The organism is Halobacteriovorax sp. XZX-3 (genome assembly GCF_043196495.1).
Lineage (GTDB): Bacteria > Bdellovibrionota > Bacteriovoracia > Bacteriovoracales > Bacteriovoracaceae > Halobacteriovorax_A.
The window spans coordinates 1,341,768-1,355,885 of record NZ_JBEBMO010000001.1; the positions used below are offsets into that span (position 1 = coordinate 1,341,768).

Below are 14,118 nucleotides of genomic sequence, written 5' to 3' on the forward strand. Positions count from 1 at the left end.
CTCTATTATTTGTACATTAATGTTGTCGAGCTGTTAGCCTTAACAAAGTTTTTAACGGCCCCTTTAACATCTTCTAAATCTTCTATAATTGAAAAGAAATTAGCTTTCTTTTTAATCTTCATTTCTGAAAGGTTTAAGTCCCCTTCTAGTTCAAGTTTTGCATGAAGTTGGCGAGCACATGGCCAAAGTCCAACAAGATCATCAACAAGTCCAAGCTTCTTAGCTTGTGCACCTGAGAAAACTTGACCTTGAGCAACCTCATCTATTTCTACTGTGATTCTTTCACTACGCTGTGCTGCTACATCGTCTTTAAATTGCTTATGAACATCAAGAGTCATCTCAGTCATAAGAGCTCTTTCTTCCTTTGTCATTGAACGATTTGGTTGACCAATATCTTTGTAGCGTCCGGCCTTAATTGTTTGTGGGTTAACCATGGCGAATTTATATAACTCAGAAAGGTCAACAAATTGCATGATCACACCAATTGAACCAGTAAGAGTTCCTGGTGATGAACAAATCTTCTCTGTTGCCGCACCAATATAGTAACCACCACTTGCAGCAATCGAAGAGAAAGAAGCATAGATTGGCTTTGGATTCTTTGTTACTTCAGCGTAACTTCCCGCTCCTCTAATTCTTAAAATTTCTTGATAGATTTCTTGAGTAGGTGCAACAGCTCCACCTGGTGAGTTAACTCTTAGGATAATTCCCTTTACCGATTCATCAGCTTCTGCACGATGAAGAAGTTGAATAGTCTTCTTCGCGTCCATGATGACACCTTCTACCTCAATCAGAGCAATCTTATCCTTAGACTTCTTACTCGACGAAGCAAGATCATTATTTCCTTTGAAAATTGTTACCGTATAAGCGGAAAATAAAATTAATACGACAAAGAAAACTGCAACCATTGCCATAAGGCCTATGACCGCACGATCTTTTGATTTTGATTTCGACAAAGCATCCTCCCTGAGCTTATAAATCCTACCCCTCTATCTTCCCAAAAATATTGGATTTCGTAAACTTTTTAACAAGTTACAAACTTGCCGATTAAAGTAAATTTGTCCCTATCCGAAAAGGTATAGGAATCAAACCGCAAATGCGAAGTGAGGGATATATGAAAGGTTTCAGCATTAAGACAATTGCCATAATTACTCTAGTAATTCAGTCTAGCATTGTATTTGCTGAGAAGTATGAAACACCCGCATTTTATCAAGAAGCGCAAAAGCCAATTTCATTCAAAAAGAAAGTAGTTCACCATAAGAGTCAAGAATCTTGGGAAGACTCTTATCAAGTGGAAGATGACTCTAAATCAGAGAAGTCAAAGCGTCTTCCATCTTCAAAGAATACAAAAGTTAAGTATTGGGATTACGAGAATAAGAAGTAATCTTACTTCCAAAGATTTAGATCTTTTTCAAGCTCACTCTTAAGCTGGCCGCAGGCAGCTAAGATATCACTCCCCTTTGTCGTACGAATTGTCGTCGTGATTCCACCATTATCGAGTTGATTTTTAAACCAATTGATACGACTTACACTCGGGCGTTTAAAGTTAGACTCGGGATACTCATTAAAAGGAATCAAATTCACTTTTGATACTTTCTTAGGGAGTAGCTTTAAAAGTGCATCGACATCTTCGGCACGATCATTATATTGATCGATTAAAAGATACTCATATGTAATATAACGATGGGCCTTAAGAGGAATCTCTTTAATGGCCGTTAGGAGTCTATCGAGATCATACGCCTTATTGATTGGCATAAGTTCTGTACGAATTTCATTGTGAGCTGCATGAAGTGAGATTGCGATATTAACAGGTGGAAACTCTTCTAATTTCTTGATAGCCGGTACTAGTCCCGATGTTGAGATCGTCACTCGTCTTTGAGAAAGACCTAATGCCTTTTCATCAACCATAAGCTCTGTTGCGGCCTTTACTTGTTCAAAGTTATGAAGAGGCTCTCCTTGACCCATGAATACAACATTTGAAAGTCTTTCTTCAGGTCCAACGTTTTCTCTTAAGAACTTAGTTACGGCAAGGAATTGTCCAATGATCTCCCCTGCTTCAAGGTGGCGCATAAGTCCCATTGTACCAGTATGACAAAATGTACAACCAATAGCACAACCAACTTGTGATGATACACAAAGTGTCTTGCGATTTGAACGAGCTGGGATCATAACTGTTTCAACAGTTTTCCCATCTCTCATGGCCACAAGAAACTTTCTCGTTCCATCTTTTGATAGTCCATTCCAAACAATTTTAGGAAGTGTAAAATCAAAGTTTTCCTCTAAGAGCTCTTTAAGATTCTTAGAAATATTTGACCATCCCTCAGGATTATATTCGTGTTTTTCATAGACCCATTGAAGAATTTGATTTGCTACAAAAGCCTTCTGACCATTCTCAACGAGGAATGATTTCAAAGACTTAGGTGAAAGCGAGTAAAAAAGCTGCTTTTGCATATGATTCTCCAATATTAGGTGACATTTATATGGTCAGGGACTAAATATTACAAGCTCCTCTGTAGAATTTTTGCTATTTAGCCTATTCTTTGGTCTATTAAGGTTGAAATACAACAAAATCTGATGACATCAGGACAGATAGGAACTGAGATGAAAAAAATTAGCCTATTAATAACTTCCCTACTTCTACTTCAAGGCCATGCCCTGGCCGGAAATAATATGGCCAACCTGGTTTATAAAGTTCCGGCAAAAAATAAAATACTTTCAACAAAAGGCTCTCTTAACTGTTTCGATTGTAAAATGCCCTCTAAATTTACAGTCACCATTTGGAATATGTATAAAGGTAAAGAAGATTCTTGGTCAGCAGATTATTTTAAATTAGCTAGTGAGAGTGAGATCATCCTTGGGCAGGAGTTCTTACTTCAAGGTGAAATGAAGGACGTCTTATCTAATGCTAATCGCGAAAATATTTTGGCAACTTCATTTTATGATACGAATGGACAAGCAACTGGAGTTTTTACAAGCTCAACAGTAAAGGCCGTAAGTAAACAAGCCTTTCAAAGTAGCGACCGTGAGCCTATAGTTAATACACCAAAACTAGCGCTAATTTCAAAATACCCTGCTGATAATGGACAAATCATTACATTTATAAATATCCATGCTCTTAACTTTGTGGGAATCCAACCTTTCACAATTCAAATTGCAACACTTCTTAGTGCAATTAAAGATAATGCAGGACCAGTTATATTTGCAGGAGATTTCAACACAAATGCTCCGACAAAAACTCTCATAATGAATATGTTATTTAAGAAAGAAGGCTTCAAACAGGCCCGATATACTGGCAGAGATGATCGCATGACTTTTCTAGGACAACCTCTTGATCATATTTGGTATCGAGGGCTAAATCTTATTGAAGCAAGAGTTCTTGGTGAAATCGAAGGCTCCGATCACAAACCTATGCAGGCAGAGTTCGAGCTAATTGATTAAGTATTAGCTTTGACAGTTTAGCTGATAAAAAGAAAAATTCAGCTGCATTTCTTTGCACATTTGTGCTCACTTATAGATAATTAAGATTAAGTATATTCAAACAAAAGGATTTGTTATGAAAAAGCTTATGATAAGCTTAGCCGTTGCTTTATTTGCAACTCCATCATTTGCCCAAGAAAAGCTCGTACACAAAATACCAAGCGAAGATAAAATCATTCAAGTTAAACAAGGACTTTCTTGTCATGATTGCCCATTTCCTAATGAATTCAAACTGACGGTTTGGAATATGTATAAAGGCAAGAAAGATAGTTGGCAAATAGACTTTGAAGAATTAATGAATGAAAGTGATATTCTTCTAGGACAAGAATTTAGCTTTAAAGGAAAAATGAAAGCGCGTCTCTTTAATCCGGAAGATGAAGAGATTATTCTTGCAACTTCATTTATTAGTTGGGGTAAGCACAATACAGGTGTAACTAATATTTCTAAATATCCAACGATTCAGATAACTCCTCTACGAAGTAAAGTGAGAGAACCATTTATTCGCACACCAAAACTATCTCTTGCAAGTCAGTATAAACTTGAAGACGGTAGGAGTATTACTTTTATCAATATTCACGCTATTAATTTTGTAAAAAAGAAGTCTTTAAAAAAACAAATCAATCAAGTCGTTAATTACATTAGAACAACAAACGGTCCAGTCGTCTTTGCCGGTGACTTCAATACCAACTCTAAATCTAAAATAAAAATGATGAGAAATATTCTAAGCAGTAAAGGCTTTCAGGAAGTTAAATATACTGGTGAAGATGATCGTATGAAATGGCTTGGTAATAAACTTGATTATATATGGTATCGCGACCTTGAGCTAATTAGCGCTAAGGTTCGCGGAGATGTAGAAGGCTCAGATCATAAGCCTTTACAAGCAAGTTTCAGAATTCCTATCGAATAAAACTCGATAGGAATCCTTTCTTTGTTCTTTCTGGATTTTCTAAGACATTGCCATGTTCAATGAATGCTTCTAATAGCCCACCAATTTTCTTAGTAACTTCTAATACTTTGTTGAAACACTCTGGGGAAATAAGACAAACCTTGTCTTGCTTTAGTCGATCACTTAAATCATAAGCAAATTTCGTAAGCTCCTCTTCATCGAAGAAACCACTTAAGTAGCCATCAGAAGTAATTTCCATACGGGGACCAAGCTCAACTTCATTAAAATCGATTGATGACTTTGCAGTAAATATTGATCGGATAAAGAAAAGGCTGTGCTCTTCACTATAGACATAACTTACATATAAAACTTTATCACTTCCACCCATCTCTACTCCGAAATTATCCCAAAATCTAATGAAATACTTCCCTTAGGCATAAAGCTTAGCTCGATCTCATGTGGAGTATTATTAATCTCAACATGATTTTGATCGATCATTTTTTGGAAAACGTATTCCGATGGATATTTAATATTAAGTTTCTGTTTATAACTTGAAGGATTAAAAAAGCTGATGCGCTTTACCTTATCATACTTAAGGTCTGAAGACGCAACCGCCCTCTCCTGCCACTTGTATCTAACTTCACCACTTTGAGAAATATCACATCCAACATAACCTATGCTCTTTGTAACTTTTGACCAAAATGTATTTAACTCATCATCACTACATTCTTGAAAGTCATTTGAATTAAAAATAAGAAGTCTTCCCTCACCCATTGTGACAGTATTGATCTCAGTTAGAAAGCGAATCTTTTCAACACTTAATTCATTTTCTAAGTAGAATGACTCCAGTCTTCTTCTTAAATTCTTTTCAAGGTATGCGATATCAATAAGTACTTTTCCACCGCTCATGAAGAGTTTCAACACTTTACCTAAAAGTTCAGCGTTGATTTCTTTTCCATTGAAGTAGAAAAATTGAAATGGGCTTTCAACAAAATCTTCCCAGTGGAACTCATTTATATCGCTATAGCTATAATTCCAACTAAATTGACTTTTACAAAAATCAATAAAGCCAGAAAATGCAATGATCTCTTTGCTCTTAAAGTCTTTCACATTATGAAAGATATTAACCGCATTTGAAGTTTTAAAAATAAATTCATTATCTGAAAGTATCGTCTTATCGTTATAGAATTCGTCCAAACGAGAAGAATTAATGACTTGTTTCTTTAAATCAGAATAGATCCCATTCTTATTTCGATTTGGAAGAAGAATTGATGAAGGAAGAATTCCATTATCCAAACTCTTAAGGGCATCATCAATAATCTTCGTATCACTTACTTGATCAAGCATTCGGTTTTCAATTGAATTCATCGATCCTTCTAAGAAGGAAAAGTTCTTAACACCTTGCCAGTTCTTGTCTAAAGAATGCTTAACGATATCAATATAGATATGAGAGATTGTTTCATTATATTCAATAATAAACTCATGCTCTTGTTCAGCAGTTATTTTCTCAAGCTTAAGTTCCGCCTTCTTCATTTCCACAAAACGACTAAATCCACTTTGGAATGCGATTGAGCGATCAAAAATATAAGAATGAAAGTGTCCATGAGAATAATGACCACAATTAGCACCCCATAAAGGAGCATTAATTCCACTTTCTTGAAAATATGAGTTTAGCTCAGAACAAAAGCGAGTAAATCCCTTATAAACACGTGGATCATAGAAGCTATAAAAGTTATGAATTGTTCCGTCACTATCAGCACTTGCGCGATTAAGGCCATATTGATCACAGCTAGCTGTTCTTGCTAAAAGATATGGAATTCCACCATTTGGTAAATAAGGTACTGGTGAAACAGGTAAAAGAAAGATAATTTCCTTATCTAGCTCTTTGCAAATATCATAAAGGCGCTTGAAGTCCGTCTCGGGCTTTTGCTTTGCAAAATCAATCTTATCCCCCGTATCAGTATGGAAGCTCCAATTAATCGGTACGATAATCTTGTCCGTTAAAGACGTTTGTTCAATTTTAGATTTCCAAAGAGAAGCTGAAGTTTTCCAGTAGAAAAACCAATTCTCTCCTGGAAATACCGTGTCCTCATCCTTGACTACAGGTGTTGTAAGCATCAATCGACTCCTTAAAAAAAATTGTAGGTCATGTAAAACACTTTGACAATTTCAAGGACTTACAATTTTTATCTTAAGCCTAAATATTGGATATTGTCTAAAAACATCTTTGGGATTATTGCCATAGGATGTAAGACACGGTAAGTTATTTTGATTAAAATAGACAGAGGGGATCATATATATGTGGTATTTCACAGAGGAAGAAAAACAAATCCAAAAAATGTGTCGTGACTTTGCAAGACAAGAACTAGCTCCTGTTGCAGAAAAGCATGATACTGAAGAAAGTTTCAATATGGATGCTTTCAAAAAAATGGGTGAAATCGGAGTTCTTGGAATAACTGCTGATCCTGAATATGGTGGTGCTGGAATGGGTGCACTTGCCGCAACTATCGTTATGGAAGAATTTGGAAAAGCATGTGCTTCTTCAACTCTTTCTTACCTTGCCCACTCTATCCTTTGTGTTAATAATATTGAAAATAACGCGTCTAAAGAACAAAAAGAAAAATACCTTCCAAAACTAATCACTGGTGAGCACATCGGTTGTATGGGTATGTCTGAACCAGAATATGGATCAGATGCTGTAGGTATTCAAACAAAAGCTGAGAAAAAAGATGACCACTACCTTCTAAATGGAACGAAGATGTGGATCACAAATGCACAATATGCAGATATTGCTTACGTATACACAAGAACAGGTAAAGAGAGAAAAAATCTTTCAACATTCATTCTTGAAAAAGACAAAGGTCACTTTGACTTTGGAAGCCCAATTCACAAGATGGGTATGCGTGCATCGCCTACAGGTGAGCTAATCTTTGACAACGCTAAAGTAGGTCTAGAGCAACTTGTTGGCAACGAAGGTGATTCAATTTACCACATGATGAAAAACCTTGAGATCGAAAGAATCACAATCGCTGGTATCTCTCTTGGTATCGCACAAGCTTGTGTTGATCAGTGTATTAAATATGCAAACGAAAGATCACAATTTGGAAAAACTATTGGTGAGTACCAAATGATCCAAAAAATGATTGCGGAAATGGCAACTGAAACTGAGATGATGAGAAACTTCCTATACAACGTAGCTTACCGTTACGATCAAGGAGAAAAAGGTCCAGTAGTTGCTGCACAAGTAAAATTAGCTATTCCAAAGATGGCAACTAAAATTGCACTTGATGCGATCCAACTTCACGGTGGATATGGTTATTCAAGAGAGTTCCCGGTAGAGCGTATGATGAGAGATAATAAGCTTAACGAAATCGGAGCGGGAACAAATGAGGTAATGATTATGATTATTGCCAAAAATCTTCTAGCACAAGCAAGAATGTAAATAATAAAAAAGCAGCTCTAAGAGCTGCTTTTTTTATGCTACTTTTAATTCAGTTTGTGTTTCACCTGAACCATATAAATCAAGGGCCCAAGTATGGACGAGATTTTCAATCTCTGTCTTTTCATCTTTCTCTTTAGTAATACGTGTACGAACAAACTTAACAAAATCACGCCAGCTATCATCTCTACCAGCAAGGATTTTACTCTTTCTCATCTCATCACGTTCAACAGATTCAAATTCAATCTGCATTAGATCACGGGCCTTCGTTCCATCAGGAGCAAAAAGATCAAGATAATACATTCTCTCATTCTCATCCATTGCAAAAAGAAGTGAAACCTTCTTCCCTAGATCATAAGTAGCTAGAGACTCTTTTAAGAACTTTGTCGGTAACTCTCGTACTAGCTCGGAAGGAAAGTTCTTCTGGCTAAGTTGAGTGAACTCTTCAACATTAATATTCTGCTTAAGTGTATTGAAAATACTTCTTTCAACAGCAGAAGAAACATTTGGAAGAATATCATAAAGCTTCTCAACAAATGGTAGCTTTGACTTCGATTCAACATATTGTGAAAGAACTTCTTTAATACGAGCCTGGTTATCCCTAACCTCACTCTCTTGAATAATTACTGAAGACATTAAAATCTGATCAACAGTTTCTGGTTCACAACTAGAAAGAACTTCAGCGATAAAACTCTCACTTAAAGCATTAAGTACAAGTGAAACAATATATGGATCTTTTTCATAGATCTGATTGATCATATCAGCATTAAGCTTTAGTAATAAATCGTAAGTGTTAGGATCTTCAATAACTGAAGGTAGGATTACACTTTGTACGATTTGGTTACTAATAAAGTCATTTGCAATAGAAAGCTCATTTGCAGTAAGAGGCTTATTTAGTAAGTCTCTCCACGTTGCTTTTTCTGGCTCACTTAACATCTTGAAAACATCTGCTAGTGCACTATTATCAATTTGTTGTACAAGTGCTCTAAGAGCAGCATGTCCACTTTTAGAATCTTGAGCAATCCATTTTTTCACAAGAAGGATAGCTTCTTGTGGTGTATTATTAGCAAAAACTTTAAATCTCTCGATACCATTAAGAGAGTGAACACCTGCAAGGCCATCTCCACTACCACCACCGGCAGAGATCATCTCGCCCGCACCTGACTCATCATCAGATTCAGACTTGTCACTTTGCATAGTAAAATTACCACCAGCTTGTGAAGCACTATTTAATTCAAAGAATCTTGAAATTAGACGGTTACCAACAAATCCAATAAGTAACACACCAAGGACGATTGCAATGATATTTGAAACACTACTTAATGCTTTTAAGAAGTCACCTTTAGAAATGACATCTTCTTTTTGAGGAACATTAATAGTGTAAGAAAATTTAAAGTTAGGTGTAATATCATTCACACCAAGTTTAATAGACTTGATAAGACCTTCAATTCTAACTCTTTCGTCCTTAGCAATATCATTTGGAAGACGTACTGAAATATTAATTTCAGAGATATTTTTAAAGATATCTATTGAAGTATTATACTTCCACATCTGTTCGATCATACTAGGCTTTGCCTTAGTAGCGTCTTTTAGCTTTTTAATTTGCTCAACAAGTTTCTCTTTCTCTTTAGAGAAATCTTCTTTCATTTGATTCATTTTATCTTTAGAGCTATCCCCCATCGTTAGAAGGATTTTTCCTGAAGGAGAGAAATCGTTGAAATCATCAATAAGAGGTGCCTCCATACCAAGGCGAGAAAATACAATACTCTCTCCGTAGTCTGTTTCAGGAACATCATTTGTAAACTTGATTTCAGCATCAGATTTTGTTTTCTTCTCTTCATCAGACTTTGCCATTTCAGCATCATCAGACATATCAAGAGTATTTCCATCTTTCCCGTTTACTCCACCATTGCTTCCTTGAGGAGCGGGATTGAGTGGAATACTAAAATTTGGAGTTTCAGGTGTATTCGTTACAATTTCTACATCAACGAAAAAATGTTCATGGCCCAGAATAACTCCGGTACCTCTTTGTAACTTATCGTGAACCTTCATTTCTAGTTCATTCTTTTGCCACTCAAGACTTGGTAAAACATTCATCTTCGGATTTGAAATTGCTGCAGAAGAAAGTAATAGTAATGAGATAAAAGCTAACTTCTTCATTATTTACCTCCTTCATTCTTAGAAACATTAAATTTCTTTTCTAAGTAAATCTTCATTTTATAGGCTTCTCTATTCTTTGGATTAATCCCAAATGCTTTACGATAAAAAGCAAGAGAGTTTTTAAAGTCTTTCTTCATATAAGAAATAGAGCCCTTCATTTCGTGAATAATTGAAAAATGAGGAAATTTTGCTTCTAGCTTTTCTAATTTTGCAAAAGCTAGGTCGAAGTTCTTACCTCTCATAAGTCTTAGTACGTCAAATAAATCACCTACTAGGAAATCGAAGTCTTGTGCTAGTTCGATATCTTTTTCAACTTTTAAATTAGCACTAATATCAATATCTGATTTCGCAAGCATTGGAACTGACAAACTGTAAGGCTCGAAGCCTGGCTTGAATACTTCAATTTGTACTGGACCATTTGCTCCATAATTGGTTTGCATTGTTTCGACATCAGTTTCATAAGGAGTTTTCCCAAGAGAAACTCTTTTTCCATTTTTATCAATAACATAGACATCACAATCACTAGGATCAGACTTAACATTAAACTTAGCAGCAAATACAGATGTAGATAGTAGTAGTAGTAGTAATAATAAGTACTTCATTAAAAAATTATTTATAGATATTGGCTAATACCTACAAATACCCCCATTTTAATTCCAGTTGTTTTAATTCCAGTTGCACGACTAACTGCCGCTTCAGCTTTAATTGTTCTATTCTTCCCCCAGCGCCATCCGCCACCAAGGTTAACTCCCAAATCAAAGAAAATATCTGAGTATTTAGCAGATTCGGTATTGTAAATAACATAACCAGGACCAACAAAAGCACCCCAATAGTACTTACTAGTCGGTGTAATCGTTAGATTCTGTCCATTACTTGTATAAGTGTACTTAGTTCCAATATCACCAAAGTACCAGTTCATTCCAATCGTCGTTGAGTAAACACCTGTTCCTTCCGCCGACATCATTGGAAGAACTCCACTAATGTAGTAACTCTTTTTTAATTCTGACTTAAATTCCCAATTCACTTGAATAGAAATTGCAGAAACAGCAGCTGCAGCAGCATCTGCACTTTCCCCACCAGTTGAACTACCGTCAGTATTCTGTAAAGTACTCTCATTTGGTGTTACCGAATAGTTCATCATTCCCAGTGATATACTTGCAGAATTAAAGAACTTTTCATTTGCAAAGATACTTGTACTCAAGAGAGTAAGTATCAATAGTTTCTTAAATGTCACTCACTGTTCCTTTTGAAACATGCCATCGAACACCATCGATATCGTTTACATTTAATGTGATTTTGAGTTTTGATTGATGATCAGCTCTAAAGTTTTTCACATAAATTGATGTATAAAGATCAGGAAGACGAGATTCCATCACCTTGCAAATATCGTTTAATCTCATCTTTCGACCATGCCAACTTACATTTGCTTGAAAGTCACCGTCTGAGAAATTGAAATTTGTAAAAACACCAGTTAACTGAAGTCCATTCTTCCCACGACTAAACTCAACCGAACATTTTGTATCTTCAGTTTTTAGATTAAGCACCCCATAAAGTAGCTCAACAAAATCTTTTAAAAGCATTTTTGCTTCATTTGTATTTGCATACAGAAGACAATCATCCGCATATTGAAAATCATTAAGTGTTAGATTATTGTTAATCCAGTTTAATCTTTTTCCAAACACTTCATCTTCAATAAAATTATAAGCATCAAGCTTCTTTGACTCCATTAGAGCTGTTCTTTTAAGTGAGATCTTATTCATTACATCAACAGGAATCTTATAGATCCAACCATAACGATAACCAGTCGACTGATCCATTGATGTATGGATGATATAGTCATTTAAAATATCATTACAGTTCTTAAAAAGGTTACTTGTATCTGCTAATCCCTTCTCTTTGCGAAAAGTTTTTTTGAAGAAAGCGTCCCAATTTCCACCTTTTAGATTAACGTTATTAAACATCTTTCTAAATTCAGAATTCACTTTGATAACTTGGTCATTTTCATCAATAACTACTAAAGCAATACCTGGAAGATTTTTAAAAACCTTAGTCTTCTTAGCTGTTTTTTCTAAATCAACCTTATGATTTGTATTGTCTGCCACATCAAAGAACTTCATTCATTACCTCGCGATTTCTAAACTGTAGAAAATCTTTTTCATCAATATTCTTATATTTTACTTTTAAAACTAGATTAGTTTTCTTCCCACTTCGTGTAAGTCTAATTGCAACTAGATTAGAGAATCCACGACGGCCAAAGATATCCCTTTGCATATTCGCCACAGTAGTACGAACATTACCAATATTACAAAGTTGTATAGTCATAAAACTTGGCGTTACGTAAAGCTTTACGGCTCCAATATCACCAATAACTCTCTTTAGTAGCTTCATTTCTTCGATTAGTAACTTTTGAACGAGATAAGCATTAATCAGTTCTTTCTCTAAACTATTTTGTAGAATTTTAACTTCCACATTTTTAATCTTAAGAGCCTTTACACATTGATCTCTAAACGACTTACTAAAAATTGAAAAATCTTTAACTTGTTGCCTTTGGTTATCACCAAAATAAATTAGTGTTTCCTCATGCGTTGGTCTCACTTCTAGAGATGCATTAGAAAATAGGCTTTCAATTTTTTCCTTAAAATCCATAATCATTATTCCTAATTATAAACTAGCCTTACGCCAAATATTTGATGAGATGTATCGAATGCCGATGATGCTGCAGATGCAAGATTTACAATTTCAACATATCCACCAAGACCAAATTTCTTATATAAATTAACTGAAAAATCGAGAACATATTTATCACCATCAAGTGGTGCAGAGTCTCCATTTGTACTTAAATCAGAAGATCCAATTAATGCCTTTTTATAAAAACCTTCGATAACAGTTTTTTTGGAGAAATGCTCGCTAATGTACTTAAATCCAAATCCAAACCAAAAGACATTATTGGCAAAACCAGAAACCCCGGCCCCTCTATCTTTAATATTGGCAAAACTAATACGCTCATATTCAGCATCAACTGAAGCAAAGAAAGAATCTCCAATAAGAAGTTTGTTATATGCTCCAAAAACAGACATACGAGGAGATATCCCATAAGGATTTTCACTAAGAATATTTGAAAAAGCACCACCAATAGAAAAGTATTCTTGCCACTCTTCTACTTTGTAATTACTTAGATATGTTAAATTAATACTCGTAAGATTTGTTCTTGTATCTACTGTTTCATTTGTACTTAGAGTGTTAGATGCTAAAGTTGTCTCTTTAAGATATCCAATCGCATAAAAGCTATCTGGTATAAGAGTAAGAGTAGAAGGTTCTACTTTTTCTGGTTTTACATTCATTCTTAAGTCTAGATCTGGTGATTTAAACTCACTAATTTTAACCTTATCTTCTTTTTTCTTTTTCTTTTTCTCTATTTTTTTGTTTTTTAGCTTCTTTACATCGGCACCAACAATAATTTCTTCAACAGCTGCAGACTCTTCAACTGAAAAAATACTAACGGCATTAGCATTTACAACTTGTGAATTTCTTTGTGAGTTAATTGCAGAAACTATATCAGAATTTAATTTCTTCTTTATTTTCTTCTTCTCTGGAGTTTCTTTTGAAGGACGTAAGCTTGAAGACCCATCTCCGTAGAATAGTTCATACAATAGTTTTCTTACTTCTAAGTGAAATCTCTTTCTTGGAACGTTATTCTTTGAAACTTCTGTAACAATCTTTCCATTTTGGATATCTTGAATTTTAAAATTTAAAACATAAGAGTTTTCACGTTCTCTTTTCGTTGAAATATCTAGAGAGAATGTATTTTGATAGATGGCCTCAGCACTATCCCCCATTAAAATTTCAAATGAAGATGTTCCTAGAACGATTTCCATTGCTGACTTACGAATAAGTGAAAGGTCTTGCCTTTCTATTCCCTTTGCCTGAACAACTCGAATCATCATGTAAGGAGTAATCTCTTCATCTTGAACAGTCGTCACTGAAGCTGCCTTAACATCGGCTGTTACAGCGTTTCCATCCTTTGCGAATGAAAGAGATGATAAGAGAAATGTTAGAATATAAATGTAAAACGAGTTCATCACCTATATATTCTAAATTAATAAAATATCAATTAATACAGGGCAAAATTCTCTTAAACCATCTGATTTTATTGAGTTTT

The 14,118-nt window shown here is 35.0% G+C and carries 14 protein-coding genes; 4 read left to right on the forward strand and 10 right to left on the reverse strand.

Features of this window, described 5'->3' with window-relative positions; all coding sequences use genetic code 11:
• Positions 1–5: 5 nt before the first annotated feature.
• Positions 6–953, reverse strand: coding sequence for a signal peptide peptidase SppA (gene sppA / locus ABMA70_RS06390; protein WP_392990913.1), 948 nt, complete (start codon positions 951–953; stop codon positions 6–8).
• A 158-nt stretch (positions 954–1,111) separates the two neighbouring features.
• Here sppA and ABMA70_RS06395 point away from each other — a divergent pair, with 158 nt between their 5' ends.
• Positions 1,112–1,381 carry a hypothetical protein gene (locus tag ABMA70_RS06395; RefSeq protein WP_146037736.1) on the forward strand — a complete coding sequence of 90 codons (270 nt, stop codon included), beginning with the start codon at positions 1,112–1,114 and terminating at the stop codon, positions 1,379–1,381.
• Between the two features lie 2 nt (positions 1,382–1,383).
• Here ABMA70_RS06395 and rlmN read toward each other — a convergent pair whose 3' ends face one another.
• Positions 1,384–2,448, reverse strand: coding sequence for a 23S rRNA (adenine(2503)-C(2))-methyltransferase RlmN (gene rlmN, locus ABMA70_RS06400; protein WP_103216359.1), 1,065 nt, complete (start codon positions 2,446–2,448; stop codon positions 1,384–1,386).
• A gap of 150 nt (positions 2,449–2,598) precedes the next feature.
• Here rlmN and ABMA70_RS06405 point away from each other — a divergent pair, with 150 nt between their 5' ends.
• On the forward strand, positions 2,599–3,435 hold the full coding sequence (locus ABMA70_RS06405) for an endonuclease/exonuclease/phosphatase family protein (RefSeq protein WP_392990910.1): 837 nt from the start codon (positions 2,599–2,601) through the stop codon (positions 3,433–3,435).
• A gap of 115 nt (positions 3,436–3,550) precedes the next feature.
• Positions 3,551–4,381, forward strand: coding sequence for an endonuclease/exonuclease/phosphatase family protein (locus ABMA70_RS06410; RefSeq protein WP_392990908.1), 831 nt, complete (start codon positions 3,551–3,553; stop codon positions 4,379–4,381).
• On the opposite strand, the gene ABMA70_RS06415 is transcribed toward ABMA70_RS06410, so the two are convergent.
• Both ABMA70_RS06415 and ABMA70_RS06420 read right to left on the reverse strand, forming a co-directional pair.
• Entirely contained in the window at positions 4,371–4,748 is a 378-nt protein-coding gene (locus ABMA70_RS06415) for a hypothetical protein (RefSeq protein WP_103216356.1), read from the reverse strand. The two genes, ABMA70_RS06410 and ABMA70_RS06415, sit on opposite strands and share 11 nt — an antisense overlap.
• 2 nt (positions 4,749–4,750) lie before the next feature.
• Entirely contained in the window at positions 4,751–6,478 is a 1,728-nt protein-coding gene (locus ABMA70_RS06420; RefSeq protein ID WP_103216355.1) for a hypothetical protein, read from the reverse strand.
• A 181-nt stretch (positions 6,479–6,659) separates the two neighbouring features.
• Between ABMA70_RS06420 and ABMA70_RS06425 the strand changes: the two genes are divergently transcribed.
• The gene (locus tag ABMA70_RS06425; RefSeq protein WP_103216354.1) at positions 6,660–7,802 is read left to right on the forward strand and encodes an acyl-CoA dehydrogenase family protein; all 1,143 of its coding nucleotides are present in this window, start codon (positions 6,660–6,662) and stop codon (positions 7,800–7,802) included.
• 33 nt (positions 7,803–7,835) lie between these two features.
• On the opposite strand, the gene ABMA70_RS06430 is transcribed toward ABMA70_RS06425, so the two are convergent.
• From ABMA70_RS06430 to ABMA70_RS06455, 6 genes are read right to left on the reverse strand one after another with little or no spacing between them, the layout of a single operon-like run.
• Positions 7,836–9,959 carry a hypothetical protein gene (locus tag ABMA70_RS06430; RefSeq protein WP_392990906.1) on the reverse strand — a complete coding sequence of 708 codons (2,124 nt, stop codon included), beginning with the start codon at positions 9,957–9,959 and terminating at the stop codon, positions 7,836–7,838.
• On the reverse strand, positions 9,959–10,561 hold the full coding sequence (locus tag ABMA70_RS06435) for a tetratricopeptide repeat protein (protein ID WP_392990904.1): 603 nt from the start codon (positions 10,559–10,561) through the stop codon (positions 9,959–9,961). The genes ABMA70_RS06430 and ABMA70_RS06435 overlap by 1 nt, the downstream gene beginning before the upstream one ends.
• 11 nt (positions 10,562–10,572) lie before the next feature.
• Complete coding sequence (locus ABMA70_RS06440) at positions 10,573–11,160, reverse strand: hypothetical protein (RefSeq protein ID WP_393022148.1); 588 nt, start codon at positions 11,158–11,160, stop codon at positions 10,573–10,575.
• Positions 11,161–11,182: 22 nt separating this feature from the next.
• On the reverse strand, positions 11,183–12,076 hold the full coding sequence (locus tag ABMA70_RS06445; RefSeq protein WP_392990903.1) for a hypothetical protein: 894 nt from the start codon (positions 12,074–12,076) through the stop codon (positions 11,183–11,185).
• Entirely contained in the window at positions 12,063–12,605 is a 543-nt protein-coding gene (locus tag ABMA70_RS06450) for a hypothetical protein (RefSeq protein WP_392990901.1), read from the reverse strand. The genes ABMA70_RS06445 and ABMA70_RS06450 overlap by 14 nt, the downstream gene beginning before the upstream one ends.
• A gap of 11 nt (positions 12,606–12,616) precedes the next feature.
• A complete protein-coding gene (locus ABMA70_RS06455) occupies positions 12,617–14,041 on the reverse strand; it encodes a hypothetical protein (RefSeq protein WP_393022151.1) in 1,425 nt (474 codons plus the stop codon).
• Positions 14,042–14,118 lie beyond the last annotated feature (77 nt).

What these genes read in the sequence shown, in the direction of transcription:
- ABMA70_RS06395 (WP_146037736.1), top strand. Translation starts at nt 1,112, where the DNA reads ATGAAAGGTTTCAGCATTAAGACAATTGCCATAATTACTCTAGTAATT.
- rlmN (WP_103216359.1), bottom strand. Translation starts at nt 2,448, where the DNA reads ATGCAAAAGCAGCTTTTTTACTCGCTTTCACCTAAGTCTTTGAAATCA.
- ABMA70_RS06405 (WP_392990910.1), top strand. Translation starts at nt 2,599, where the DNA reads ATGAAAAAAATTAGCCTATTAATAACTTCCCTACTTCTACTTCAAGGC.
- ABMA70_RS06410 (WP_392990908.1), top strand. Translation starts at nt 3,551, where the DNA reads ATGAAAAAGCTTATGATAAGCTTAGCCGTTGCTTTATTTGCAACTCCA.
- ABMA70_RS06415 (WP_103216356.1), bottom strand. Translation starts at nt 4,748, where the DNA reads ATGGGTGGAAGTGATAAAGTTTTATATGTAAGTTATGTCTATAGTGAA.
- ABMA70_RS06420 (WP_103216355.1), bottom strand. Translation starts at nt 6,478, where the DNA reads ATGCTTACAACACCTGTAGTCAAGGATGAGGACACGGTATTTCCAGGA.
- ABMA70_RS06425 (WP_103216354.1), top strand. Translation starts at nt 6,660, where the DNA reads ATGTGGTATTTCACAGAGGAAGAAAAACAAATCCAAAAAATGTGTCGT.
- ABMA70_RS06430 (WP_392990906.1), bottom strand. Translation starts at nt 9,959, where the DNA reads ATGAAGAAGTTAGCTTTTATCTCATTACTATTACTTTCTTCTGCAGCA.
- ABMA70_RS06435 (WP_392990904.1), bottom strand. Translation starts at nt 10,561, where the DNA reads ATGAAGTACTTATTATTACTACTACTACTACTATCTACATCTGTATTT.
- ABMA70_RS06445 (WP_392990903.1), bottom strand. Translation starts at nt 12,076, where the DNA reads ATGAAGTTCTTTGATGTGGCAGACAATACAAATCATAAGGTTGATTTA.
- ABMA70_RS06450 (WP_392990901.1), bottom strand. Translation starts at nt 12,605, where the DNA reads ATGGATTTTAAGGAAAAAATTGAAAGCCTATTTTCTAATGCATCTCTA.